At 64.8% G+C, this 23,713-nt stretch carries 23 protein-coding genes, 1 tRNA gene and 1 pseudogene; 14 read left to right on the top strand and 11 right to left on the bottom strand.

What is annotated here, in order from left to right:
• From PVW46_RS02795 to PVW46_RS02805, 3 genes and pseudogenes are all read left to right on the top strand, one after another.
• Positions 1-186: pseudogene (locus tag PVW46_RS02795) on the top strand (hypothetical protein); the annotation flags it as partial.
• 62 nt (positions 187-248) lie between these two features.
• Positions 249-1,307 (top strand): DUF6902 family protein, encoded by a 1,059-nt coding sequence (locus PVW46_RS02800; RefSeq protein ID WP_069211379.1) that lies wholly within the window; start codon positions 249-251, stop codon positions 1,305-1,307.
• On the top strand, positions 1,304-2,197 hold the full coding sequence (locus PVW46_RS02805) for a DMT family transporter (RefSeq protein WP_069211378.1): 894 nt from the start codon (positions 1,304-1,306) through the stop codon (positions 2,195-2,197). The genes PVW46_RS02800 and PVW46_RS02805 overlap by 4 nt, the downstream gene beginning before the upstream one ends.
• Before the next feature lie 72 nt (positions 2,198-2,269).
• On the opposite strand, the gene PVW46_RS02810 is transcribed toward PVW46_RS02805, so the two are convergent.
• Positions 2,270-2,593 carry a HesB/IscA family protein gene (locus PVW46_RS02810; RefSeq protein ID WP_043139264.1) on the bottom strand — a complete coding sequence of 108 codons (324 nt, stop codon included), beginning with the start codon at positions 2,591-2,593 and terminating at the stop codon, positions 2,270-2,272.
• 116 nt (positions 2,594-2,709) lie between these two features.
• On the bottom strand, positions 2,710-3,837 hold the full coding sequence (locus PVW46_RS02815; protein ID WP_139132429.1) for a trypsin-like serine peptidase: 1,128 nt from the start codon (positions 3,835-3,837) through the stop codon (positions 2,710-2,712).
• Between the two features lie 351 nt (positions 3,838-4,188).
• Between PVW46_RS02815 and PVW46_RS02820 the strand changes: the two genes are divergently transcribed.
• The 8 genes from PVW46_RS02820 to PVW46_RS02855 all read left to right on the top strand — a co-directional run bounded on the left by PVW46_RS02820 (position 4,189) and on the right by PVW46_RS02855 (position 12,903).
• Entirely contained in the window at positions 4,189-5,394 is a 1,206-nt protein-coding gene (locus PVW46_RS02820; protein ID WP_274574537.1) for a deoxyguanosinetriphosphate triphosphohydrolase, read from the top strand.
• A 94-nt stretch (positions 5,395-5,488) separates the two neighbouring features.
• Positions 5,489-7,327, top strand: coding sequence for a cation:proton antiporter (locus PVW46_RS02825; RefSeq protein WP_069211375.1), 1,839 nt, complete (start codon positions 5,489-5,491; stop codon positions 7,325-7,327).
• A 48-nt stretch (positions 7,328-7,375) separates the two neighbouring features.
• Positions 7,376-9,118, top strand: a complete 1,743-nt coding sequence (argS, locus tag PVW46_RS02830; RefSeq protein ID WP_069211374.1) for an arginine--tRNA ligase — start codon at positions 7,376-7,378, stop codon at positions 9,116-9,118.
• A gap of 80 nt (positions 9,119-9,198) precedes the next feature.
• Entirely contained in the window at positions 9,199-10,191 is a 993-nt protein-coding gene (locus PVW46_RS02835; protein WP_069211373.1) for an SPOR domain-containing protein, read from the top strand.
• Positions 10,188-11,198, top strand: a complete 1,011-nt coding sequence (nagZ, locus tag PVW46_RS02840; RefSeq protein ID WP_069211372.1) for a beta-N-acetylhexosaminidase — start codon at positions 10,188-10,190, stop codon at positions 11,196-11,198. Before PVW46_RS02835 ends, nagZ begins: the two co-directional genes overlap by 4 nt.
• A complete protein-coding gene (locus PVW46_RS02845) occupies positions 11,195-11,992 on the top strand; it encodes a segregation and condensation protein A (protein ID WP_043139249.1) in 798 nt (265 codons plus the stop codon). Before nagZ ends, PVW46_RS02845 begins: the two co-directional genes overlap by 4 nt.
• Positions 11,985-12,668, top strand: coding sequence for an SMC-Scp complex subunit ScpB (scpB, locus tag PVW46_RS02850; RefSeq protein WP_043139247.1), 684 nt, complete (start codon positions 11,985-11,987; stop codon positions 12,666-12,668). Before PVW46_RS02845 ends, scpB begins: the two co-directional genes overlap by 8 nt.
• A gap of 61 nt (positions 12,669-12,729) precedes the next feature.
• Entirely contained in the window at positions 12,730-12,903 is a 174-nt protein-coding gene (locus tag PVW46_RS02855; RefSeq protein WP_162846262.1) for a hypothetical protein, read from the top strand.
• 10 nt (positions 12,904-12,913) lie between these two features.
• Here PVW46_RS02855 and PVW46_RS02860 read toward each other — a convergent pair whose 3' ends face one another.
• The 9 genes from PVW46_RS02860 to PVW46_RS02900 form a co-directional block, all read right to left on the bottom strand.
• Positions 12,914-13,990 (bottom strand): 2'-deoxycytidine 5'-triphosphate deaminase, encoded by a 1,077-nt coding sequence (locus tag PVW46_RS02860; protein WP_069211371.1) that lies wholly within the window; start codon positions 13,988-13,990, stop codon positions 12,914-12,916.
• Positions 13,991-14,062: 72 nt separating this feature from the next.
• On the bottom strand, positions 14,063-15,520 hold the full coding sequence (locus PVW46_RS02865) for a PA14 domain-containing protein (protein WP_069211370.1): 1,458 nt from the start codon (positions 15,518-15,520) through the stop codon (positions 14,063-14,065).
• Between the two features lie 237 nt (positions 15,521-15,757).
• Positions 15,758-15,834 (bottom strand) — tRNA-Pro (locus PVW46_RS02870).
• 66 nt (positions 15,835-15,900) lie between these two features.
• Positions 15,901-17,043, bottom strand: coding sequence for a MerR family transcriptional regulator (locus PVW46_RS02875; RefSeq protein ID WP_274574528.1), 1,143 nt, complete (start codon positions 17,041-17,043; stop codon positions 15,901-15,903).
• Positions 17,044-17,053: 10 nt separating this feature from the next.
• The gene (gene ihfA / locus PVW46_RS02880; protein ID WP_043139242.1) at positions 17,054-17,356 is read right to left on the bottom strand and encodes an integration host factor subunit alpha; all 303 of its coding nucleotides are present in this window, start codon (positions 17,354-17,356) and stop codon (positions 17,054-17,056) included.
• A gap of 136 nt (positions 17,357-17,492) precedes the next feature.
• A complete protein-coding gene (locus PVW46_RS02885) occupies positions 17,493-18,464 on the bottom strand; it encodes a beta-ketoacyl-ACP synthase III (RefSeq protein WP_043139241.1) in 972 nt (323 codons plus the stop codon).
• Positions 18,461-19,561 carry a phosphate acyltransferase PlsX gene (gene plsX, locus PVW46_RS02890; RefSeq protein ID WP_052244345.1) on the bottom strand — a complete coding sequence of 367 codons (1,101 nt, stop codon included), beginning with the start codon at positions 19,559-19,561 and terminating at the stop codon, positions 18,461-18,463. Before plsX ends, PVW46_RS02885 begins: the two co-directional genes overlap by 4 nt.
• Positions 19,562-19,585: 24 nt before the next feature.
• Positions 19,586-19,792 (bottom strand): 50S ribosomal protein L32, encoded by a 207-nt coding sequence (gene rpmF / locus PVW46_RS02895; protein ID WP_043139238.1) that lies wholly within the window; start codon positions 19,790-19,792, stop codon positions 19,586-19,588.
• A gap of 155 nt (positions 19,793-19,947) precedes the next feature.
• Positions 19,948-20,526, bottom strand: coding sequence for a YceD family protein (locus PVW46_RS02900; RefSeq protein WP_274574533.1), 579 nt, complete (start codon positions 20,524-20,526; stop codon positions 19,948-19,950).
• 89 nt (positions 20,527-20,615) lie between these two features.
• Here PVW46_RS02900 and PVW46_RS02905 point away from each other — a divergent pair, with 89 nt between their 5' ends.
• From PVW46_RS02905 to PVW46_RS02915, 3 genes are all read left to right on the top strand, one after another.
• Positions 20,616-21,074, top strand: a complete 459-nt coding sequence (locus tag PVW46_RS02905; RefSeq protein ID WP_274574535.1) for an outer membrane protein assembly factor BamE — start codon at positions 20,616-20,618, stop codon at positions 21,072-21,074.
• 109 nt (positions 21,075-21,183) lie between these two features.
• Positions 21,184-21,912 carry a GNAT family N-acetyltransferase gene (locus PVW46_RS02910; protein ID WP_052244343.1) on the top strand — a complete coding sequence of 243 codons (729 nt, stop codon included), beginning with the start codon at positions 21,184-21,186 and terminating at the stop codon, positions 21,910-21,912.
• Between the two features lie 150 nt (positions 21,913-22,062).
• Positions 22,063-23,616 (top strand): alkaline phosphatase D family protein, encoded by a 1,554-nt coding sequence (locus PVW46_RS02915; protein WP_069211368.1) that lies wholly within the window; start codon positions 22,063-22,065, stop codon positions 23,614-23,616.
• Positions 23,617-23,713 lie beyond the last annotated feature (97 nt).

The following is a 23,713-nucleotide window of genomic DNA, read 5'->3' on the forward strand; positions in this document are numbered from 1 at the left end:
GGCGACCGCGACGCAGGCGACAACGTCGAGGCGTTCACCTCATGGTCCGGTCCGGCGGCGGGCGACATCGAGAGCGGCGACAACGTGCAGGCCTTTACCAGCTGGTCGGGTCCCGCAGCCGGCGACCGTGAAGCAGGCGACAACGTCGAGGCCTTCACCTCCTGGTCCGGTCCGGCCCGCGCCTGATCGATGTCACTGATACCCGGGCGGGGCGCGAACGCTCTGCCAAGACAGAGGAGAGCCAAGCGATGAATAATGTCGTCCAACTGACCGTCCCGACCCGGATAGCCCCCCTGGAAGCGCGGATCACCGCGCTTCTGGGAGCCTTCGCCGATCACCGCCGCCACGGCGACGACGTGTTCTGGCTGAAGGAAAACGCGGAACTGCTGAACATCCTCGAATGCACCGGCCAGGCCGTCGCCCCAGAGGCACTGGCGCGCCATGCCGGGTTCTATGCCCAGGCCGTGCACCGGCTGGAATTCTTTCCGCAGTATTACCGTTTCATCCTTTCGCTGGCGCTGGATCTCGAAGATCTCGGGATGCCAGGGCACGAAGCGCAGAAGATGGTGGATTTCGCCGCCCGAGAAGGGCTGGCAGAGGCCGAGCTTTCGGACCTGCAGCGCGCCGAGGCGCGGCGCCTGATGACACGGCGCGGCGTCGATCCGATCCGCGATCCCGGTTTGAACGACCGGCTGCGCGCCTTCTGTTCGCGTACAAAGACCTTTGCTCTGCCCAACAAGAAGGCCGCCTACGAACTGACGCACATCGTCTACTACCTCTCCGAATATGGCCGGCGTGATCCCGACCTGCCCGAAGAGGCCATCCAGAGCCTGCATTTCGCCGGTCTGACCGCCTTTTTGGACCAGAACGCCGACCTGCTGGCGGAAATCTGCATTGCCCTGCGTCATGCGGGTCAGATGCCGCCCGCTGTCTGGACCGCCTGGCTGGAACAAGAGACGGGGGCCTATGGTGTCGTCGCGGATGCCCATGCCTCGATCAATGACGACTATCACGAATACCTCGTGTGCAACTGGCACCAGGCCGTCACCGGCGCGCCAGTGTTCCGCAAGCCGGTCCGCGACGAACGCCTGCGGTTCGAACGTGGCGCCCGCGCCCAGACCGTGCTGCGTGAGCTGAGCCAGGCGATCTACGGGCTGGACCACCGGTCGGGTGACTGGGACAGGATGCGCCCACGGATGGAGCCGTCCCTGTCGCCCGAGGCGCGTGATCTGCTCAGCGTCGCCTCGCAGTCCAGCGAGTTGTTCGATGCCTATTTCGAGGGCTTTGCCCGGGCAGGCCGCGCATGACCCGGCTGGCGCTTTCCGGGGCGACGCTGGGTGCCGCGCTCATCCTTGTCTACACCGGCATGATGGCCGCCGCGGACGGGATCACCAAGTTCATCGCGGGGGGATATGCCGCACCGCAGTTGTTCGTCCTGTCCTCGGCTCTGGTCCTGCTGTTCTCCCTGGCGGGGGCGCGGGCCGACGCAAAGGGCCCCGGCCTGCGGGTTCGGTCGAAAAAGGCTATGACGATCCGCGCCGTGCTGACAGTGATCGCATCGCTGGCCTTCTTCCAGGCCTTTCGCCTGCTGCCTTTCGCGGATGTGTTCCTGTTCATCGGGTTGATCCCGCTGATCGCCGCCGCCCTGTCCGGCCCGGTACTGGGCGAGACGCCGCGTCCCGCGGCCTGGGCGGCGCTGGCGCTGGGTGTCGGTGGCATCCTCTTTCTGATGCCGGGCGGCCTGTCCGGTGCGCAGGCCGGACATGCCTGGGCCTTGTTGGCCGCAGTTTCCGGCTGTGGCTCGATGTTGGCCGCCCGGGCCATTGCCAAGGTGGAACGCGCGCCTCTGGCACAGGTCTTTTGGCCCAACGCGGCGCTGATGGTCGTCATGGCACTGGCGCTGCCCTTCGTCTGGAAACCGATGAGCCTGACGGACCTGGGGTGGGTCGGTGCCTATGCCGCCGCCCTGTTTGCCGCCCGCTACATTGTTGCCGAGGCGCTGCGCCTGCTGCCGGCCTATGTCGCCACGCCGCTGATGAACCTGCAATTCGTCTGGATGGTCGTGATCGGGTTCCTGGTCTTTGGCGAAGTGCCGACGCTGGGCACCTGGGCGGGCGTGATGCTGGTGGTTGGATCGGGTTTCTGGCTGGTGCTTGAGGAACACCTGTCGCGGCCGCGCGTCATCCCGGCTGAATGACCCGAGGGTTTCTCTGAAACAGAAAGGGCGCCCGGAGAGGCGCCCTTTTTCATGTTCGCAAACCGGCCCGGACTACATCGAGAATGACGTGCCGCAGCCACAGGAACTGGTCGCGTTGGGGTTCTCGATGGTGAACCGCGCGCCGATCAACTCGTCCGTGAAGTCGATGACCGCACCGGACAGGAAGGGCAAGGAGACGGGGTCGACGATCACGCGCTCTTCGCCCTCGGCGATGATCATGTCGTCGGCGGCTGGGTCGTCCAGCTTGATGTCATACTGAAACCCCGAACAGCCGCCACCCTCGACGGCCACGCGCAGGGCCTTGCCATCGGCACCCGCGCCGATCTCGGCGAGGCGGGCAAAGGCACGGTCGGTCACTTTGGGCGGCAGTTGCATGGTGTCCTCTCAACCTGTTCGGCCTCAATATATGCATCACATGGCCCCCTTCAAGCAAGCCGCCCCTCCCGGTTCCGGAAGGGGCGGTGCAGGGAGCATCCGATGGGCGCGGACGCCTATTGCTGATCGCCGATCCAGTTCGCCAGGTCGATCATGTGCTGCGCAAAGCGGCGGCCGGTCGACAGCTCGTGGCTCAGGTGCAACCCGACGACTGCGCCGGTCCCGGCATCGAAGATCGGGGCGCCCAAATCGCCGTAGTCGCTCAGGCAGTTGTGCTCAAATGCCTTGGCGGGCAGGTAGGCGGGATCGGTCGGCAGAGCGCTGCAATGCTGCATCTGCATGGATCCGCCACGCGGAAAGCCGAGCATGTAGAGCGGTGCGCGCGGATCGGGGGTGGCCTGGCCCACGCGCTGGATGCGGTCGGCGGCGAAATTGGTGTCGGGATCGGCGATGTGCAGGATCGCCAGCCCGGTTTCCCGGCTCGACAATTCACTGTCCAGGGTCAGGACATAGCCTTGCGCGGTCCACAGCCGCTGGTCGGGAAAGACATGATCAAAGACGATGCGGATTTCCTCGATCTTGGTGGCGCCGACCCGGGGGTCTTCCAGGATGCCGGGCACGCAGGCATAGGAGGTCGCCACCACCGAAGGGCCAAAGACGAACCCCGAGCAGTAGACCGGGCCGTAATCCGTGGTCACGCGGATGCGACCCGTGCCGCGCATGTTGTTGATGACCGAGACCTCGTAGCCGTCGCTGTAGGCGGGCGCCGCGAAAGAGATGTAGGGCATTTCCTCAAGCGGTTTGACGTCGACGGTGGGGGTCGGGTCGATTGGCGCACCGGCATTTCGTGGCGGCGGACTGCCTGCGGGCGGCACGGGCTTGGGCAGCGGGCTGCGTGCCTGTTGCGGCTCGACCGGGCTGGGTCCCGGCGGCGGAGTGGCGCCGGGGTTCCGGATCGGCAAGGTCACGTCCTGGCCATCCGGCGGCGTTGCCCGCGGCGGCCGCGTCGAGGGGTTGGGGGCCTTCGCGGGCGGTGCGCCCGGGTTGATCGCTGTGGGGTTCTTGGACCGGATGGTGATCGTGCCGTCGTCCTTGCCCGGTTTGGCCGTCGGGTCCAGGACAAGGGTTTCGTTGATCCGCTTCTTGGGGTCACTGTCCTTGTCGAGGACAAGATCGGCCAGCGCGGGCGCCGGCAGGGCGAGGGTGATGCAGCAGAACGCGACGCTGCGCAGGGGGCTGAACATGGCTTTCTCCAAGGGTTGAACGCTTAAAATACTTGGCCCCAGTCTATCTTTTCGCCGGAACCCGGCAAAGTAAGGAACCCCGGACGTTTTGGAGAAGGTGTAAATCGCCAAGTGCCTGAAAAGGCTCAATCGGCCATTTCGGCTGACTTTCAAGGCCCCGGTTGCGAATCCCGGCCAGCGGCGCATGACAGGGGACAAAAACCGCCACGCAACATCTGGTGTTTGCCCGCGACGGGGCGCCGATATTGGCGGCAACGCGGGCGCCATCCGGGCGGAATGTCGCAAGTCGTTGTTTTTGAAGGACCAGCCGGATAAGAGAGCCTCGGGACAAGCAAATTGGGACTGTATCACATGCGCGCCAGCTTTGCCTCGACACATGACAGTGCGCGGGGGCGCCGCTTTCCGGAAGAGGAAAGCGCCCACAGGTCCTGTTTCCAGCGCGACCGCGACCGGATCATCCACTGTTCCGCCTTCCGTCGGCTGAAACACAAGACGCAGGTCTTCGTCGAACACGAGGGCGATTTCTATCGTACCCGGCTGACCCATTCGATCGAGGTGGCGCAGGTGGCACGCACCATCGCCAACGCGCTGGACCTGAACACCGACCTGACAGAGGCGGTGGCACTGGCGCATGACCTTGGCCACACGCCCTTTGGCCACACCGGCGAAGATGCGCTGCACGCGCTGATGGCGCCCTATGGCGGGTTCGACCATAACGCCCAGACCCTGCGCATCGTCACCCGGCTGGAACGTCATTATGCCGAGTTCGACGGGCTGAACCTGACCTGGGACACGCTGGAAGGCATCGCCAAGCACAACGGCCCGGTGGCTCCCCTTGGCCCGGATGGCGCTCTGGTCGGAGAGATCCCGCACGCTCTGGCCGAATACAACGCCGAGGACGACCTGGAACTGTACACCCATGCCAGTGCCGAGGCGCAGGTTGCCGCGCTGTCGGACGACGTGGCCTACAACAACCATGACCTGCACGACGGATTGCGGGCCGGGTTGTTCACGGAAGAAGAGATTGCGGAACTGCCCATCGTGGGTGACGCCTATGCCGAGGTCGACCGCAAGTATCCCACCACGGACGCCTATCGCCGCCGGCACGAGGCGCTGCGGCGGGTCTTTGGCGCGATGGTTTCGGACCTGATCGACACCTCGCGGGCGAAGCTGATCGGCTCGGGCGCGCAATCCGCGCAAGAGATCCGGGATCTCGGCCACCCGGTGATCGCCTTTTCCGACGCGATGTGGACCGACCTCAAGCAGATCCGCGCCTTTCTGTTCGCCAACATGTACCGCGCACCGAAGGTCATGGAACAGCGCGCCCGGGTGACGCTGGCGGTCAACGAGCTGTTCCCGATCTACATGGGTGACCCGACGCTGCTGCCGCAGCGCTGGCAGGGCGACGTGGCCGGCGCCGAGGGAGAGACACCCCTGGCGCGACTGGTGGCGGATTACATCGCCGGGATGACCGACCGTTTCGCGTTGCAACAGCACGCGCGGCTGACCGGGCGCGACGTTCTCAAGGGCATGTGGCCCGGCGACGGGGTCAGCTGACGTCGCGCATCCCTTGATGCCGTGGCAAGCGCGGTTGCGGCGGCGCGGGCGCCTGCTAGGTTGCCCCGGGTATCAGCCGGGCAGGGAGCGTTTCATGGCAGTTGCGGAAACGGGCGGGTTGGATCCCGTCCTGGCCTTCGGGCTGGTTGGGGCGCTTGGGGTCGGCAGCCAGTGGCTGGCCTGGCGCTTGCGGTTGCCCGCCATCGTTCTGATGCTGGTCGCCGGGCTGATCATCGGTCCGGTGACGGGCGTTCTGGACCCGGCGGCGCAGTTCGGTGACATGCTGCAACCGATGATCGCGGTGGCCGTGGCGATCATCCTGTTCGAGGGCGGTCTGACGTTGGATCTGCACCGGCTTTCGGACGCGGCCAAGGGCGTGCGGCGGCTGGTACTGATCGGCGCGCCGCTGGGCTGGATTGCCTCGGCCTCGGCGCTGCATTTCGTGGCCGGGCTCAGCTGGGAATCCTCGGCCGTCTTTGGCGGCATCATGATCGTTACCGGGCCGACCGTGATCGCGCCGCTGTTGCGGCAGGCGCGTCTGCAACGCAGGCCCGCTGCGCTGATGCAGTGGGAGGCCATCGTCAACGATCCCGTCGGTGCGCTGGCTGCCGTGCTGGCCTTCGAGGTCGTCATGGTGCTGCGCACCGCGACCAGCGCAGGTCACGCGGTGATCGAGATCGGCATGGGAGTTGCCATTGCTTCGGTGTTGGGGCTGGCGGCAGGTTGGGGCGTGGTGCGGGCTTTCCGCCAGGCCTGGGTGCCCGAATACATGAAGGTGCCGGTGCTTTTCGTGGTGTTGCTGGGGGTTTTTGCGCTGGCCGATCATGTCCTGCATGAATCCGGCCTGCTGGCGGTGACGATCATGGGGCTGTGGATCGCCAATGCGAAACTGCCGAGTTTCACCGAGATCTACCGGTTCAAGGAACATGCCACCGCCCTGCTGGTTTCCGGTGTTTTCATTCTGCTGGCGGCGGGGATGAGTTTTGATCGCCTCGCCGTGCTCGACTGGCGCGCGGGCGCCTTTGTTCTGGCGGTTATCCTGCTGGCGCGGCCCTTGCCGGTGCTGGCGGCGCTGGCCTTTACCAATGTGCCCTGGCGCGAGCGGCTGCTGGTCGCCTTCACCGGGCCGCGCGGCGTGGTGCTGGTGGCGGTGGCCGGGCTGTTCGGCGAGAGGCTGGCGCAACTGGGCCTGCCGGATGCGGACCGGATCGCGCCGCTGGCCTTTGCGCTTGTGGCCGCGACGGTGGTCCTGCACGGCTTCACCCTGGCACCGATGGCGCGTCTGCTGGGGCTGACGGCATCGCGGCTGCCGGGGGTGCTGATCATGGGAGGCTCGAAATGGGCGGTGGATCTGGGCGCCGCGCTGAAAAAGATGGACCTGCCCGTGATCATTGCCGACCCCAACAACGCCCATCTGCGCAGCGCGCGTGAGGCCGGGCTGGATACCTTCTATGGCGACATCCTGTCAGAGGCGGCGGAAGAGCGGGTTGACCTGGTGGCCTATGAGAAACTGATCTGCGCCAGTGACAATGACGCCTATAACACGCTGGTTGCGACCGACCTGGCTCCGGAGTTCGGGCGTGAGAATGTCTTTCAGGTCAAACGCGTGCGTGAAACCTCCAGCCGTCATTCCCTGCCGGCCACGCTGGGTGGACAGGCGTTCGGCGCCAACGAAACCTATTTCGAGGCCAATGCCGCCATCGCGGGCGGGTGCGAGTTCCGCGTCACCAAGCTGACCGAGGAGTTCACCGCGGAAGATTGGCGCGCGGCCCAGACCGAGGCGGTTCCCATCGCAGAGCTGGGGCCGGGGGGCTCACTGCGCCTCCTGGGTCCCGAGGACGAGTTGCGCGGGACGCCCGGCACGCATCTCCTGGCGCGCCTGCCGAAACGCGCGGAACGCAAGGCGCCCGAGGCCGCCGGCGAGGACATTTGACGCCACCCTCCAAAGTGATAGAGACCGGCCAACACTGGAGCCGCTGACATGAACCTGTTTTCCGATATTCGCAGCCTCGTGCTGGATGCCATCGCTGCCTGCCAGGCCGAAGGCGCGCTGCCCGAGGGCCTGAACACCGATCCCGTGACCACCGAACCGCCGCGCGATCCGCTGCACGGTGACATGGCGACCAATGCCGCGATGGTCCTGGCCAAGCCCGCCAAGGCCAAGCCGCGCGACATCGCCGAGGCGCTGGCCGCGAAACTGCGCATCGACGACCGGATCGCCAGCGCCGAGGTGGCCGGACCGGGGTTCCTGAACCTGCGGCTGGCGCCCTCTGTCTGGCAGGCACTGCCGGGCCGCATCCTGAAAGAAGGCACCGGCTATGGCCGGTCCGATTTCGGGCAGGGCAAGAAGGTGAACGTGGAATATGTCTCGGCCAACCCCACTGGGCCGATGCACGTCGGTCACGCGCGCGGCGCCATCGTGGGTGATGCGCTGGCCTCTCTGCTGGCCTATGCGGGCTATGACGTGACGCGGGAATACTACATCAACGACGGCGGCGCGCAGGTCGACGTGCTCGCGCGGTCCGTCTACCTGCGCTACCTTGAGGCGCATGGCCACGAGGTCGAATTTCCCGATGGCACCTATCCCGGCGACTACCTTGTCGAAGTGGGAGAGGCACTGAAATCCAAGGTGGGCGATGCCTATGTCGACCAACCCGAAGAGGTCTGGCTGGCCGAGGTGCGCGAGTTCGCTACCGATGCCATGATGCAAGTGATCCGGGCCGATCTGGGCATGCTTGGCGTCCAGATGGACCACTTCTTCTCCGAGAAGTCGCTCTATGGCACGGGCAAGATCGAGGCGGCCATCGACAGTTTGCGGGACAAGGGGCTGATCTATCGCGGCGTTCTGGAGCCGCCCAAGGGCAAGAAACCCGAGGATTGGGAACCGCGCGAACAGACCCTGTTCAAGTCCACGGACCACGGCGACGACGTGGACCGGCCAATCATGAAATCGGACGGCAGCTGGACCTATTTCGCGCCCGACATCGCCTATCACTATGACAAGGTGAGCCGGGGCTTCGACCTGCTGATCGACATCTTCGGCGCCGATCACGGTGGCTACGTCAAGCGGATGAAGGCCGCCGTTTCGGCGCTGTCCGACGGCAAGGTGCCGCTGGAGATCAAGCTGATCCAGCTGGTCAAGCTGTTCAAGAACGGCGCGCCCTTCAAGATGTCCAAGCGGGCAGGGACCTTCATCACCCTGCGCGACCTCGTGGAAATGGTGGGTCCCGACGTGGCGCGGTTCCACATGCTGACCCGCAAGAGCGACCAGGCGCTGGATTTCGATTTCGACAAGGTGGTCGAACAGTCCAAGGAAAACCCGGTCTTCTACGTCCAGTATGCCCATGCGCGGATCTGTTCGGTGCTGCGCAAGGCAACCGAGGACGGCGTGGATGTCAGTGATGCGGCCCTGGCGGGCGCCGACCTGTCGGGCATGAACCATGCGTCGGAACTGGGGCTGTCGACCAAGCTGGCGGAATGGCCGCGGCTGGTCGAGATCGCGGCACGGACGCAGGAACCGCACCGGATCGCCACCTACCTTGGCGAACTGGCCGCCGACCTGCACGGCCTTTGGAACCGGGGCAACGACGCGCCCGAACTGCGGTTCCTCCAGGATGACCCGGCTGCAACACAGTCGAAAATCGCGCTGGCACGGGCGACCGCGGTTGTGATTTCCGCCGGTCTTGGTATCTTGGGTGTGACCCCGGTAGAAGAAATGCGCTGACAAAATGCGCCTCTGCCGGGTCTGTTCGAGCAGTCAAGGCATTCGGGCGGCGCTGCACCGCCCGGGGACAAGAGGCAGAGATGGCGGATTTCACATATGATGGGGCCCCCGCGGCCCCGGCTACGGTAAAGATGGCCTCGGTCGCGAATTGGGCCGGGGCGGCTGTGTCGCTTGCGCTGATCGCCGGGGTCGCGGTCTGGGGCTATCGGGTGGTTGCGCGCGATGTGTCGGGCGTGCCTATCGTTCAGGCCCTCTCTGGTCCGATGCGCGAGGCGCCCAAGGATCCGGGTGGTCTGCTGGCCGATCACCAGGGGCTGGCGGTCAACGCCGTTGCGGGCAGCGGTGCCGCAGCCGACCCGGCGGATCGGCTGACACTGGCGCCGCGCCCGGCGGGCCTGCAGGCCGACGACGTGGCCCTTGGCGTGTTGACACCGGGCAAGCCCGTCGAGCCGAAACCGGCGATGGCGCGCAACGCCGAGGTGATCGCGCTGAAGCCCGAGGGGACGCCGATCCCCGAAAGCCCGGATCCCAAGGACACCGGTCCCTTTGCCGCCCTTGCGGATGAGATCGCAGCAAAGTCGAAGCCGCTCAGCCCGCTGCCCGAGGGCACCGAAGCCGAAGTCGTGACGGCCCTTGCAAGCGCATTGCCGGATCAGGCCAAGCCGGAACTGTATACCGGGCCTGGCCTTGCCCGGTCCCTGCGTCCGCGTCTGCGGCCTGCGGGGCTGTCCGCAACGGCGCGGGCGCCTGCGGCCCCCGGCGCCGCCATTGAATGGGATAGCTCCAAGCCGGTCAACGAAGTCGACCCTGACACGCTCTCTGCCGGGACGCGGCTGGTGCAGATCGGTGCATTCGACAGCCCCGAGGCCGCGCGTGGCGAATGGGAGCGGTTGGACGGTCGTTTTGGCGACTATCTGGCCGGCAAGGATCGCGTGATCCAGAAAGCCTCGTCCGGCGGGCGCACCTTCTACCGGTTGCGCGCGCACGGGTTCGAGGACCTCTCGGATGCCCGCCGTTTCTGCGCCGCCTTCGTCGCGCAGAAGGTGGACTGCATCCCGGTGGTCACGAGATGAGCGGCTTCGGCGCGGTCATCCTGGGCTGCGCCGGTTCGGTTCTCTCGGATGAGGAAATTTCTCTCTTCTCGGGGACACGACCCTTCGGCTTTATCCTCTTTGACCGCAATCTGCGGGACGCCCAGCAGATCCGGGCGCTGTGTGACGAATTGCGCGCGGCCGCAGGGCATGACGCACCGATCTTCATCGACCAGGAGGGCGGGCGTGTGCAACGCCTGCGCCCGCCGCTGGCACGCTCATGGGCGCCACCGCTGGAGGATGCCGGTTCCGAGGATGCAGAGCGCCGGTTCTATGTTCGGGGGCGCCTGATCGCCCAAGAATTGCGGGCGCTCGGGATCGACGGGAATTGTGTTCCGACACTGGATATTGCCCGCGCCAATACGCATCCCGTCTTGCGGAACCGCTGCTATGGAGCCGACCGTGACAGCGTGATCCGCAACGGGCGCGCATTGGTGACAGGCTGTCGCGACGGTGGCGTGCTTCCGGTGATGAAACACATGCCGGGCCACGGGCGTGGGACGCTGGACAGCCATCTGGACCTGCCGCGTGTCTCCACGCCGAAATCCGTCCTGTCGAACGAGGACTTTGCCACGTTCGCAGCCTTCGCCGACCTGCCGCTGGGCATGTCGGCGCATCTGGTCTTCGAGGACATCGACCCGCGCCCGGCCACGCTCTCGCCGGTTATGATCCGGCTGATCCGGGACGAAATCGGCTTTGACGGTTTGCTGATGACCGATGACATTTCCATGCAGGCCCTGTCTGGCAGTGTGGCCGAGCGGGGTCGCGCCGCACAGGACGCGGGCTGTGACGTGATCCTGCATTGCAATGGCGATCTGTCAGAGATGCGTGAATTGTGCGAGACCGTGGGTGTGATGGATAGTGCGGCGCAAAGGCGCGCAGAACGGTCTCTGGCGGCGCGCACGGCTCCCCGGCCGGTTGACATCGACGGGCTGCGCGCAGAGGCTGACGCCTTCTTTGTCCAGGACCTGCGCCCCGATCCCGCATGAGCGATCCCGACACGCCCGATCTCATCCAGCTTTCCGTCTCGGAACGTCTTGCCGCCGAGGCGCTGGTTGTCGACGTCGACGGGTTCGAGGGGCCGCTTGACCTGCTTTTGAACATGGCGCGGACGCAGAAGGTGGACCTGCGCAGGATCTCGATCCTGCAACTGGCGCAGCAGTACCTGTCCTTTGTCGAAAAGGCCAAGGCGCTCCGGATCGAACTGGCGGCAGACTACCTTGTCATGGCCGCCTGGCTGGCCTTTCTGAAATCACGCCTGCTGCTGCCGCCCGACCCGACGGAAGAAGGCCCTTCGGGCGAGGACCTGGCCGCGCACCTTGCCTTTCAGCTGGAACGCCTGCAGGCGATGCGGGATTCCGCCGCGCGGCTGATGGCGCGTGATCAGCTTGGACGGGATTTCTTTGCCCGGGGATTTCCCGAGAAGATGGAACAGGTGCGGCAGGTGAAATACACCGCCACGCTTCTGGACCTGATGCAGGGCTATGCACGCATCCGCACGCGCGACGAGTTCCGCCCCTTCGTCATGGACCGCGACAAGGTCTTTACGATGGAACAGGCGCTGGACCGGATGCGCGGGATGATCGGCTTTGCCGGGCAATGGACCGACATTCAAAGCTACCTGCCCGACGGCTGGGCCGAGGATCCGGTTCGCTGGCGGTCGGCCACGGCGGCGACCTTTGCTGCCTCACTGGAGCTTGTCAAAGAAGGCAAGGCAGAGTTGAAACAGTCCGGAACATTCGAGCCCATCCTGTTGCGCCGCAAGGAGTCGCGTGATGAGTGACACGACAGAGATCACGCCCGAGGACGAGGGCGCCCCGCGCGAAAGCCTGTTCGAGGCCCCGGTCATGGGCGAACAGGAACGCATGGTCGAGGCGATCCTCTTTGCCAGCGCCGAACCCGTCACTGTCAAGGAACTGAACGACCGGATGCCGCATGGCTGTGACGCGGCCGAGGCCCTGGCCCACCTGCGCAAACGCTACGAGGGGCGCGGGGTACACGTGGTGCGCGTGGGCGATGCCTGGGCGATCCGGACCGCGCCCGACCTGGGTTTTCTGATGCAGCGCGAGACGGTCGAGACCCGCAAGCTCAGCCGTGCCGCGATCGAGACGCTGGCGATCATCGCCTATCACCAGCCCGTCACGCGGGCCGAGATCGAGGAAATCCGCGGTGTTTCCGTCAGCCGGGGCACAGTGGACCAGTTGCTTGAGATGGAGTGGATCAGGTTCGGCCGCAGGCGAATGACTCCGGGGCGCCCGGTGACGTTTGTGGTGACGCAGGAGTTCCTGGATCATTTCGGGCTGGAATCCGCCCGTGATCTGCCGGGACTGGCCGATCTACGCGCCGCCGGCCTGCTGGAAAGCCGCCCCTCACCCTTGGGCGCGCCGCAGGCGGGTGAAGGCGATGTCGATGCCGATGAAGGTATGGACGAAGGTCAGAGCGAGTTGTTCGAGGACTGAACCGCCCGAAAATCGGCACATTTCCGGGCTATGGCTGGGAAAATTTCGACAGGAGCAGGACATGAACGCGCACCAACTGATCAACATGATCTTTCGCACCGTGTTGCGGAAGCTGGTGAACAAGGGGATCGACGCGGGGATCGACCGCGCCGCCGGGGGTGGCCGTCAGGGGCAACAGGCGAAACGTGCCACGCGCCAGGCCCGCCGCGCGGCACGCATGGCCCGGCGGTTCTAGGCGGCCTTCGTCACGCCCGGAAATGCTTGCTGAGTTTCAGCCCCTGGCCCTGGTAATTGGAGGCGATGCCCGCGCCGTAAAGCTGTCCGGGCACCTCTGACATGCGCTCATAGACCAGCCGTCCAACGATCTGCCCGTGTTCGAGGACAAAAGGCGCCTCGTGACAACGCACCTCCAGAACGCCGCGTGCGCCTGCGCCGCCGGCGGCCGCGTGGCCGAACCCTGGATCGAAGAACCCCGCGTAGTGCACGCGAAACTCGCCCACCATTGCCAGGTAAGGCGCCATTTCAGCGGCATAGCCGGGAGGGATATGCACGGCCTCGCGGCTGACCAGGATGTAGAAGGCCCCTGGATCGAGGATCAGTTGCTCACGGTCGCTGTGCAACTCGTCCCAGAATTCCATCGGGTCGTAGGCACCGATCCGGTCCAGGTCGATCACCCCGGTATGGGGGCGCGCGCGATAGCCCACCAGCCCAGTTTCGCCCGGTTGTAGGTCCACCGAAAAGCCAAGACCCTCGGAAATCACTGCCGGGCCGCCGCCGACGAGGGTCTGTTCGGCGTGCAACTCCTGTAGTTCCGCATCTGTCAAGACGGAGCGCCCGCGCCGGAACCGGATCTGGTTCAGCCGCATTCCGGGCCGTACGAGAACGGAAAAGGAGCGCGGGCAGATCTCGGCGTAGAGCGGACCGTCATAGCCCGTGGCGATGCGGTCGAACTCGACCCCGCCGTCGGTTATGACGCGGGTCAGCAGGTCCAGCCGCCCGGTCGAGCTCTTGGCGTTGGCGATGGCCTGGACACCTTTCGGCAGGGTCACGCTTTCCATCAGCGGAACCAGGTAGACACAGCCCTTTTCCAGGACCGCGCCCTGTGCAAGGTCGATGCTGTGCATCTCGAACTCGTCGATGCGGGCGGCGACGCTGCGCCCTTCGCCGGCCAGAAAGGACGCACGAACCCTGTAGGCGACGTTGCCCAGCCGCAGGTCAAGACTGGCGGGCTGGACCTGGCCGTCGACAAAGGGGGTCTCTGCCCGGATCGCACCGTTTGCGATCAGCTTTTCGATCTGCTGGCTTGCCAGGACGCCGGTCATCGCTTCCCCCTCGTTTCGGCTGTCTTATCAAGCAGGTTGACGAAGGGGGAGAGCAAATTGCCGCGTGGCTGCTCAATATGCCAGATCAAAGACGAAGCTGTCGACCGACAACGGTTCGGGTTCCGGTTCGGGCGGGACAAAGCTTTGCGCGACGAGGTAGGGCGTACCGCCGCCGGGCGAGGGAGGCAGGTCGGGATCGATCAATCCGGGCTCAAGGCTGTCCCGGTCCCGTGGGAGCGGCTCTTGCGGGTGCGTAGTGCTCGTCTGGTCGGGCAAGGGGCGGCGATAGTCCCATTCGACCTGAAGCGAGGCTTCTTGCGTGATGTCCATATAGCGAATCTCGACCATATGCGTGCCAGGGCTTAGGTTGACCTCGGCAATGATGAGGTCGTTGCGTTCGGCATCGGCGCTGTCCAGAACCAGCGCCCCATCTACATAGACACGGGCGGCGTCATCGGCGGTCAAGCGCAGGCCATAGACACCGCCCTCGGGGCTTTCGACGGTACGTGTATAACGCGCGGCCATGTGATCCTCTGGCCCCTCGGGCCAGATCGCGCCTGCCTCGTCAAGAAAATCGATCATGACCCATGTTGCCAGTGCGTCTGGGGTGTTGAACGGCACCTCGTCGAGGTCGGTGAGACCCTCGTCCAGTACGAAGTATTCGGCGTCGTAGAACCCGGGCGAGTCCGGCGCGGGGGCAAGGATGGTGAAGCCTGCCGCCTCCAGCGCTGTTTCGATCTCCACGTTGATGGTGTCGAAATTGGCCAGGACATCGGGGTGAATCGCGGCGGGCAGCGACGCGGGCAACCGCGGCAGTTGGCCATAGCTGGCCTGGTAGGTGATCATGGCCGCAATGAAATAGGTGGTTTCGGTCCCGTGTGGCGCGTTGTCGATGTAGAACGCTTCCGCGGGTACGGAAGACAGAACACCTGTCATGAGTTCCGACAGGATCGAGGCCACAGGCAAGAGCGCGAGATCGGCTGTGGGCCGAGCAATATTCACCATGTCCACGAGGTCGAGGAACCAGTCGTGGTAGGCGCCCATGTTGTAGGCGTGATATTGCGCAAGTGCTTCGGTCGAGATCGGAAACTCCGGGACGTAGGGAGCCATGTCCGCCCAGCCCTCGTAGACCAGCAATAGTGCGGCAGGATGATCCGCCAGCAGGTCGTCGACAATGTCGATCACCGCGTCGAAGGGGGACCGGCTGTCGCCGCTATAGTGCGTGTCCGGGGAAACGTCCTGGATGAAGTTGGCAGGCGTGATCAGGATCGAATCGAAGACCGCATCGGCGAACCCGACCAGGTCAGAGTTCCAGGCTCCCGCGACTCCGGGAAAGCCCCATTGATCGTAGGGCTCTGGCCAATCGGCGAAATTCCGAAGAAACCCGTAGCTGCCCGAGACGGCATAGCCGAGCCCCGCGGTGTCCGCGAAAAGATCCATCCAGATCGGGACATTGGCATAGACATCGCTGGCGTCAGTGTAGTTCACCAGTGAATTGCCAAAGATGTACTGAGAGATGGATTGGGGCATTCTTGCCGTCCCTGAAGCTGGCCCGGGCCATGCGCCCCTTGGGCCGCAGGGCTGACGCGCAAAGCATAGAAGGTGGCTGCACCAGGTCAATTCGCGGACGTAGCGCGGCGGTGCGCCTGTTGGTGGACAGGCGGTTTACTGCTGCGCACCAATCGCCGGGAAAAAGAGGTGGGTCACGTGCCCCCGAGGGGGAGGTAACTACCTGTCATCGTAGGATTTTTGTGGGGTGGTTTGATTTGGTCGGGCTAGCAGGACTCGAACCTGCGACCTTCCGTCCCCCAGACGGACGCGCTACCAGGCTGCGCCATAGCCCGACTTGTCGGGGTGTCTTACGCTATTTTTCGGCAAGAGCAACCCCCCGATTGACGAATTTTTGCGCTTCAGGACAGAGGCGCCGACAGCCGGTCGTGCAGCGCCTTCAGCACGGGGAGTTGCGCGGCAAGCGCGGCCTTCTGATCCGGGGTCAGACTGCGGATTCGCGCCAGTTGCCCAAGGGGACCGATGGCCGGGGCAGGGGCCGAGGGCACAGGTTGCGCTTCGGGGTTGGCACCGAAATCGGGCAGGTCGAGACCAGCCGGCGTGACAGCGGTTTCCGCCGGGAAGGTGTCGGTTGGCTCCGGGTCCAGGCTTTCCAGGACCTCGGCTGTGTCTGGGTGCAGGGCTGCAACCAGATCGTCGGGCAGCGGAGGTTTCCACGATGGCGGTGCCAGGTCGAAAGGCAGTTCCGGTGTATCGTTGTCGCCCCAGAGATCCAGGGTCGGTGCAGTATCGGTGGACGTGGCAGTCAAGGTGTCCGGCGTCTCTTCACTTGCTTGGGGCGCCACTGTCGCGTCCTCGATCTCGTCAGTGGCAGGCGCCACCTCTTCGACCGTTGCATCCTCGGCGTCGGTTGTTTCGATCGGCGAATCCCCGGGCTCCATTGGGGCAGCCGCCGCGGTTTCGGTGTCTTCGTCCATGGTGTCCTCGGCGGGCGGCGTATCGGCCACGGCCGTCTGGATTTCGTCGGCTTCCTGCTGGGCAGGTTCGTCCGTTACATCATGGGCGACGTCCGGCATGGAGTCCTGTTCGTCGAGGAGGCTCTCAGGGGCCTCCTGCGGCTCCGCTTCGGAGGGCGCCATGCCGCTGGCCTGCTGTTGCAGGTGCTCGCCGGGGAAGGCGACGACCGAATCCGTCACCTCTTCGAGCGGGACCTCGGCATAGGGCGCATCTTCGATCAAAGTGCCGTCGTCGATTGCCTCATCCTCGTCGACAGGTTGCGAGGCGAGGGCGGCGACATGGCGGACACCCTGTTCACGCAGCACCTTCTGGACGCCCTTGATGGTCATCCCGTCATCATGCAGCAGCCGTTTGATTCCGCCCAGCAATTCCATGTCGGCAGGCCGATAGTAACGGCGCCCGCCGGCGCGTTTGACCGGCTTTACCTGGCTGAACTTGCTTTCCCAGAAACGCAGAACATGGGCTGGCGTATCCAGCCATTCCGCAACTTCCGAGATGGTGCGGAACGCATCGCGGGACTTGGGCATGAAAGGTGCCTCAGCGCTTGTTGCCCGCGGCGACGCGGTCTTTCATCAGGTGCGAAGGGCGGAACGTCAGGACCCGGCGTGGCTGGATCGGAACCTCTTCGCCGGTCTTGGGATTGCGCCCGACGCGGGCCGCCTTTTCGCGCACCGAAAACGTCCCGAAGGACGAGATCTTGACCTGTTCGCCGTCGACCAGTGCATCGGACATGTGCTGCAGCACTGCCTCGACCAGTTCGGCGCTTTCGTTGCGTGACAGGCCTACCTCGCGAAATACAGCTTCGCTCAGATCCATGCGCGTCAGGGTCTTGTCACCCATGTTCGTCCCTCCCGGTGTTTTATCGGGATTATCGACGTCAAAAATCACAAGTCAATATCAACGACTTGCGGCAAGCAATTTATCCAGAGGTGAAAGACGGCTATGCAACAGGCGCAGGCAGTCCGGACACAGGTCCTTACCAGCGCAGGACCACCGCGCCCCAGGCAAGGCCGCCGCCGATCGCCTCGGTCACGACAAGGTCGCCGGGTTTGATCTGTCCGCGTGCCTTGCCGACGGACAGGGCCAGGGGAATCGATGCGGCCGAGGTGTTGCCGTGATCCTGAACGGTCACGACGACCCGGTCCATCGACAGCCCCAATTTCTTGGCTGTTCCGGCAATGATGCGGATGTTGGCCTGATGTGGCACGACCCAGTCGATCTGATCCGCGCTCAGCCCTGCCTTGGAGAGCGCCGTCGTGGCCGTCGAGGCCAGCTTTTCGACCGCGTGGCGGAACACTTCCTTGCCCTGCATCCGAAGGAAGCCGGTGCTTTGCGTGCTGACGCCGCCATCGACATAGAGAATGTCGCGGTAACGCCCGTCGCTGTTCAGGTCGGTGGCAAGTATCCCCCGATCCGTGCCGGTGCCGTCGCCTTCCTGCGCTTCGAGGATCAACGCACCGGCGCCGTCGCCGAAGAGGACGCATGTCGCCCGGTCTGTCCAGTCCATGATGCGCGAAAAGGTCTCGGCCCCGATGACGATGATACGCTTGGCCTGGCCCGAGATGATCATAGAGTTTGCCGTGGTCAGGGCATAGATGAACCCGGCGCAGACGGCCTGCACGTCGAACGCAAACCCGTGCATCATATTGAGTTCTGACTGCACCATCGTCGCCGCCGAGGGAAAGGTCAGGTCCGCTGTCGAGGTCGCGACGATGATCGCGTCAACGTCGTCCGGTTCCAGCCCCGCATCCTGCAACGCGGCGCGCGCGGCGCGGGTGGCCAGATCGGAAGTGGTTTGTCCTTCGGCCGCGAAATGCCGTCTTTCGATGCCTGAACGGGACCGAATCCAAGCGTCCGACGTCTCCAGGGTTGCTTCGAATTCGGCATTTTCGACGACTCGGTCGGGCAGGTAATGCCCGACACCGGTGACGACGGCGCGTGTGGTCATGATCTTTTGCGGTCCTCTTCTGCGGCGCCATCCTGCGCCGCCTCGGCGGCAGAGGCAACCCGTGCCGCCAGACGGTCGGCAAAGCCCGCGCGCGCAAGTTCGAAGGCCAGTTTCACGGCGGCCGAAACCCCGGTCGCATCGGCGGAACCGTGCGATTTCACGACGGTCCCGTTGAGCCCGAGGAAGACACCGCCGTTCACGCGTCGCGGGTCGATCCGCTTTTGCAGGCGCTTGAGCGAGGTCAGCGCCAGAAGAGAAGCGATGCGGGACAGGGGCGAATAGGCAAAGGCCTCGCGCAGCAGGTCCCCGATCAGCTTGGCTGTGCCTTCGCCGGTCTTGAGCGCGACATTGCCGGTGAAGCCATCGGTGACGATCACGTCACAGGAATCGCCCGGGATGTCGCCGCCCTCGACGAACCCCACGAAGGTATAGTTGCCCTCGGATTCATGCGCGGCGATGCGGTCATGCGCCTCTTTCAGTTCGGCGCGCCCCTTATGTTCCTCGGTGCCGACGTTCAGCAGACCGATGCGGGGCCGTGTCAGGGACAGGCCGTTGCGCGCATAGGCGGCGCCCATCAGTGCGTATTGCAGCAGGTCTTCAGCGTCGGCACGGATGTCCGCACCCACGTCCAGCATGACGTTGAAGCCCTGGGGATTGCGCGATGGCCAGAGAATCGCGATGGCCGGGCGGTTGACGCCCGGCAGCTTGCGCAGTCGGATCATCGACAGCGCCATGAGCGCGCCGGTGTTGCCGCAGCTGACCGCCACGGTCGCCTCGCCCGCGCGCACCGAATCCAGCGCCGACCACATCGAGGTGCCCTTGCCGTGACGCATCACCTGGCTGGGCTTGTCCTCCATGCTGACGACACCCTGGGCATCGCGGATCTCGCACCGGTCCGACAACCCGCGACGGCGCGCGACCAGCTTTTCCAGCTCATCGACCGGGCCGTGCAGGATAAAATGGATCTCGGGATTCTTGCGGGCAGATTTGTAAATGCCGGCGACCACTGTCGCCGGTCCACTGTCGCCGCCCATCGCGTCGACCGATATCACCACTCGGGACGGGCCTGCGTCCTTGTTGTCCTTCAGCGAGGTCATGCAGGCAATGTCCCGGTTGGGCTATCAGGCCGCGTCTTCGTCCAGGTCGATGTCGTCGGTCATCGCGACGATTTCACGTTCCGCGTAGTGACCGCAGGACGGGCAGACATGGTGCGGGCGCTTCAGCTCGCCGCAGTTGTCGCACTCGTTCGGGTTCGCGGCGGTCAGCGCATCGTGAGCGCGGCGGTTGTTGCGGCGCGACTTGGAAACCTTGTTCTGTTGGACAGCCATGTCTCAACCTCGTTTTGTCGTCGGGGGCGGGGCCTCCCGGAAGTTTCGGATGGGCCATGCCGCGCTGCCCCGTCAAGGTGCCCGCGGCGACATGCGCCAGACGTACTCATGAGCGCGCGAAAATACGCAGTGCCGAAGATTTGGCAAGCGGATTCTCAATCGTCCTCGACCTTGTTCTGCATTTTTTCGCGCAGACCTGCCAGCCCTGCAAACGGTTTGCTGTCCTCGTCGGTCATCGGGGCCACACCTTCGGCTGCAAACTGCGCCTCGCCCAGTTCCACGCCCTCCTTGCGGGGGTAGGTCGGCAGGGCCAGTGAAAGCGCCTCGAGCATCACCGCCTCGAGGTCGATCTCATCCCCGAGTTCCTCGACGCTGTCGTCTTCGGGCATCTCCGTCTCGGTCCCGGCTTCCGGTTGGGCAATGCGCTCGGGCGGCAAGAATTCGCGCACGACATGTGTATCGATCCGGGTCGTCACCGGTTCCAGCGTGACGATACAGGACTGGACCGCCGTCGCGCCCAGGTCGCCTTCGAGACGCCAGCCGTACTTGCCGAGCGGGGTCAACTGCCCGGTGAATCTCATTTTTCTCAGGCTTTGCGCGCCCAGTTCGGCGGCATGGGCGGCGCGTGCCTCTGGTCCCGGTTCCAGGCGGAAGTGGGTCGGCCCTGTCTGACGCAGGGCGGAGACGCGCAAACGCGCCGGTGTCGGGGATCCATCGGGTCTGTCGGTGGTCATTGTGTCGGGTTTTCCTGCGCTTGAATGGCGGGCGTTCCTTCTGTAAGCGGGATAGGTGGCGAAAAGGCCCGTGACAAGAGGGGCGTGAGATGAACGGATTTGCAGGCAAGCTCAAGGCTGCGATTGCCATGCTGATGATCGTCGGGCTGTCGGCCTGTGCCGCGCAGTACCGCACCCACGGGTATCTTCCCTCCGAGGCGGACCTGCAACAGATCGTGCCCGGTGTCGATACCAAGGCCTCGGTCGAGGACCTGATAGGTGTGCCCAACGCCGCTGGCGTTCTGAACGGTTCGGGATACTACTATATCGAAACCGAAGTGCGCCATTTCGCCTACCAGAAGCCCAAGGTGGTCGAACGCACCATCGTCGACATCACTTTCGACGAGGCGGACGTGGTCAGCAACATCACCACCTACGGGCTGGAGGATGGCCGTGTCGTGGCGATCAACCGTCGCGTGACACAGACCACAGACGGCGACATCAGCTTTATCCGCAAGCTCTTTGGCAACATCGGCGGAATCTCGGCAAGCAACCTGCTCGGCGGCTGAACGCCCGCCCGGGCGGCGCCGTGAAAGCGTCATTTGATTGTCACGCGGTTTTGGCATCCCCTGCCGGAGACGGGCGTTCGAATCGTGCGCCCGGGCAGGAGAGAGCGAGATGATCAAGCTGAGCCGTGGGCGCTACAGGGCCCGGATGGCCGAGGGCGCGGCAGACATCGAGGCAGCGCAGCGCCTGCGCGGCAAGGCGTTTCACGGCGGCGGCATGGACGCGGACGGCTTCGACCCGGTCTGCGACCACGTTCTGGTCGAGGACAGCCGCAGCGGAGCGCTGGTCTGCTGTTTCCGCTTTCTGCCGCTGGCCAGTGGCGGTGAGATCGGGCGCAGCTATTCAGCCCAGTACTACGAGCTTTCGGCGCTGGAGAGTTTCGAGGGCCGCATGGTCGAGTTGGGTCGGTTCTGCATCGACCCCGACCTGCAGGACCCCGATATTCTGCGTGTCGCCTGGGGCGCGATGACCGCCTACGTTGACACGCAGGGTGTCGAACTGCTGTTCGGCTGCGCCAGTTTCTCGGGCACGGATGCGCGCGCCTACTACGATGCCTTTGCCATGCTCAAGGCCCGTCACCTGGCGCCGCGCCGCTGGCTGCCCCGGGTCAAGGCGCCGGATGTCTTCCGCTTTGCCGCGCGGCTGCGGCGCAAGCCCGATGCGAAAAAGGCCATGTTGCGGATGCCGCCGCTGCTGCGGACCTACCTCATGATGGGGGGCTGGGTGTCCGATCACGCGGTCGTGGATGCCCAGATGAACACGCTCCATGTCTTCACCGGGGTGGAAATCGCCTCGATCCCGCCGGCGCGCAAGAAACTGTTGCGAGCTGTTGCGGGCTGACATGTCGATCCGGAGGGCAGGGGAGGCGGTCCTGTCACAAACCCGTATCGAAACCTTTGCAAGAGTGCCATCGCCCTGTCGTCTTTGCGGGGGAAAGGTCCGTCAGTCCAAAGAACGGACATCTTTCCAACAGCTTCAAGGTGACACGCCATGTCCAAAGCCAACCTCCTGTTGCCCCGTCCCAACCGCCGTGCCTTCCTGGCCGGGTCGACCGCCTTTGCCGCATCGCTGGCCATGCCGGCGATCAGCCGTGCCTCGGCACGCCCGGTCTTTACCCACGGTGTCCAGTCCGGCGACGTCGACATGTCCTCGGGCATGATCTGGACCCGCACCGACCGTCCGGCCCGGGTGATGATGGAGGTCTCGACCACTGAGAGCTTTGCCGATGCCCGCCGCCTGGCGCCTCTGGACGCGCTGCCCGAAAGCGATTTCGCGGTCAAACGGCTGCTGACCGAGCTGGCCTCGGACCAGGACGTCTTTTACCGCTTCACCGCCGCCGACCTGAGCGACATCAACGCGGTGTCCGAACCGATTGTCGGTCGTTTCCGCACCGCGCCGGGCGCGCGCCGCTCCGTGCGCTTCGCCTGGTCGGGCGACACTGCCGGCCAAGGCTGGGGCATCGATGACGAGGGCATGCGCACCTATGCCACGATGACCCGGCACCAGCCCGATTTCTTCCTGCATTCCGGGGACACCATCTATGCCGATGGCCCGATGCAGGATGAGGTCGAGAAGGATGGCGAAGTGATCTGGAAGAACACCGTCCTGACCGACGAGAAACGCAAGGTCGCCGAGACACTGGACGAGTTCCGCGGCCAGTGGAAGTACAACATGATGGACGAGCACGTTCTGGCAATGAACGCGGCCGTGCCAACCTTCTTCCAGTGGGACGATCACGAGGTGGTCAACAACTGGTCCTCCTCGCGCAGCCTGATGGAAGACGACCGCTACACCGAGAAATCGGTGCATGTTCTGGCCGCGCGTGCCGGTCGGGCTTTCCACGAGATGGCGCCGATCCGCTACACCCCGGCAGAGCCGGGCCGCGTCTACCGCAAGATCTCCTACGGTCCGATGCTCGACATCTTCTTCCTCGATCTGCGCAGCTATCGCGGGCCGAACACGGAGAACCTGCAGGATGAACTGACGGACGAGAGCCGCATCCTGGGCCGGGAGCAGGTCGAATGGTTCAAGCGCGAACTGACGCAATCCAAGGCGACCTGGAAGGTGATCGCCTCGGACATGCCGATCGGCCTCGTGGTCGGTGGCGGGCAGGAAGCCATCGCCAACGGTGACAACGGCGAGGCCAAGGGGCGTGAGCTGGAAATCGCGGGCCTCCTGCGCTTCATCAAGGCCGCCGAGATCCGCAACACGGTCTGGTTGACCGCCGATGTGCACTATACCGCCGCACACCATTACTCGCCCGACCGCGCGCAGTTCCAGGACTTCGCCCCTTTCTGGGAGTTCGTCTCCGGCCCGCTGCACGCAGGCACCTTCGGCCCGAACGACCTGGACATGACCTTCGGTCCCGAGGTTCGCTACGTGAAGGCGCCGGAAGACGGCCAGGTGAACCTGCCGCCCTCCGCCGGTCTTCAGTTCTTCGGCCTCGTCGACATCGACGGCGCGACAGAGCAGCTGACCGTGCGCCTGATGGACCGCGCGGATACCGAGCTCTGGTCCGTGACGCTGGACCCCGAGCGCGCCTGATAGCCGCCCGCTCCTGAAAAAAAGGGCCGCACCCTCGATCGGGGTGCGGCCATCACATTATTGACCTGTGTTTCTTTGGGCTGAAAATACCTCCGGG

Source organism: Mameliella sp. AT18, from assembly GCF_028807275.1.
In the GTDB taxonomy this organism is placed as follows: Bacteria; Pseudomonadota; Alphaproteobacteria; order Rhodobacterales; family Rhodobacteraceae; genus Antarctobacter; species Antarctobacter albus.

Coding starts and splice junctions, on each gene's coding strand:
- PVW46_RS02800 (WP_069211379.1), top strand. CDS start 249: ATGAATAATGTCGTCCAACTGACCGTCCCGACCCGGATAGCCCCCCTG.
- PVW46_RS02805 (WP_069211378.1), top strand. CDS start 1,304: ATGACCCGGCTGGCGCTTTCCGGGGCGACGCTGGGTGCCGCGCTCATC.
- PVW46_RS02810 (WP_043139264.1), bottom strand. CDS start 2,593: ATGCAACTGCCGCCCAAAGTGACCGACCGTGCCTTTGCCCGCCTCGCC.
- PVW46_RS02815 (WP_139132429.1), bottom strand. CDS start 3,837: ATGTTCAGCCCCCTGCGCAGCGTCGCGTTCTGCTGCATCACCCTCGCC.
- PVW46_RS02820 (WP_274574537.1), top strand. CDS start 4,189: ATGCGCGCCAGCTTTGCCTCGACACATGACAGTGCGCGGGGGCGCCGC.
- PVW46_RS02825 (WP_069211375.1), top strand. CDS start 5,489: ATGGCAGTTGCGGAAACGGGCGGGTTGGATCCCGTCCTGGCCTTCGGG.
- argS (WP_069211374.1), top strand. CDS start 7,376: ATGAACCTGTTTTCCGATATTCGCAGCCTCGTGCTGGATGCCATCGCT.
- PVW46_RS02835 (WP_069211373.1), top strand. CDS start 9,199: ATGGCGGATTTCACATATGATGGGGCCCCCGCGGCCCCGGCTACGGTA.
- nagZ (WP_069211372.1), top strand. CDS start 10,188: ATGAGCGGCTTCGGCGCGGTCATCCTGGGCTGCGCCGGTTCGGTTCTC.
- PVW46_RS02845 (WP_043139249.1), top strand. CDS start 11,195: ATGAGCGATCCCGACACGCCCGATCTCATCCAGCTTTCCGTCTCGGAA.
- scpB (WP_043139247.1), top strand. CDS start 11,985: ATGAGTGACACGACAGAGATCACGCCCGAGGACGAGGGCGCCCCGCGC.
- PVW46_RS02855 (WP_162846262.1), top strand. CDS start 12,730: ATGAACGCGCACCAACTGATCAACATGATCTTTCGCACCGTGTTGCGG.
- PVW46_RS02860 (WP_069211371.1), bottom strand. CDS start 13,990: ATGACCGGCGTCCTGGCAAGCCAGCAGATCGAAAAGCTGATCGCAAAC.
- PVW46_RS02865 (WP_069211370.1), bottom strand. CDS start 15,520: ATGCCCCAATCCATCTCTCAGTACATCTTTGGCAATTCACTGGTGAAC.
- PVW46_RS02875 (WP_274574528.1), bottom strand. CDS start 17,043: ATGCCCAAGTCCCGCGATGCGTTCCGCACCATCTCGGAAGTTGCGGAA.
- ihfA (WP_043139242.1), bottom strand. CDS start 17,356: ATGGGTGACAAGACCCTGACGCGCATGGATCTGAGCGAAGCTGTATTT.
- PVW46_RS02885 (WP_043139241.1), bottom strand. CDS start 18,464: ATGACCACACGCGCCGTCGTCACCGGTGTCGGGCATTACCTGCCCGAC.
- plsX (WP_052244345.1), bottom strand. CDS start 19,561: ATGACCTCGCTGAAGGACAACAAGGACGCAGGCCCGTCCCGAGTGGTG.
- rpmF (WP_043139238.1), bottom strand. CDS start 19,792: ATGGCTGTCCAACAGAACAAGGTTTCCAAGTCGCGCCGCAACAACCGC.
- PVW46_RS02900 (WP_274574533.1), bottom strand. CDS start 20,526: ATGACCACCGACAGACCCGATGGATCCCCGACACCGGCGCGTTTGCGC.
- PVW46_RS02905 (WP_274574535.1), top strand. CDS start 20,616: ATGAACGGATTTGCAGGCAAGCTCAAGGCTGCGATTGCCATGCTGATG.
- PVW46_RS02910 (WP_052244343.1), top strand. CDS start 21,184: ATGATCAAGCTGAGCCGTGGGCGCTACAGGGCCCGGATGGCCGAGGGC.
- PVW46_RS02915 (WP_069211368.1), top strand. CDS start 22,063: ATGTCCAAAGCCAACCTCCTGTTGCCCCGTCCCAACCGCCGTGCCTTC.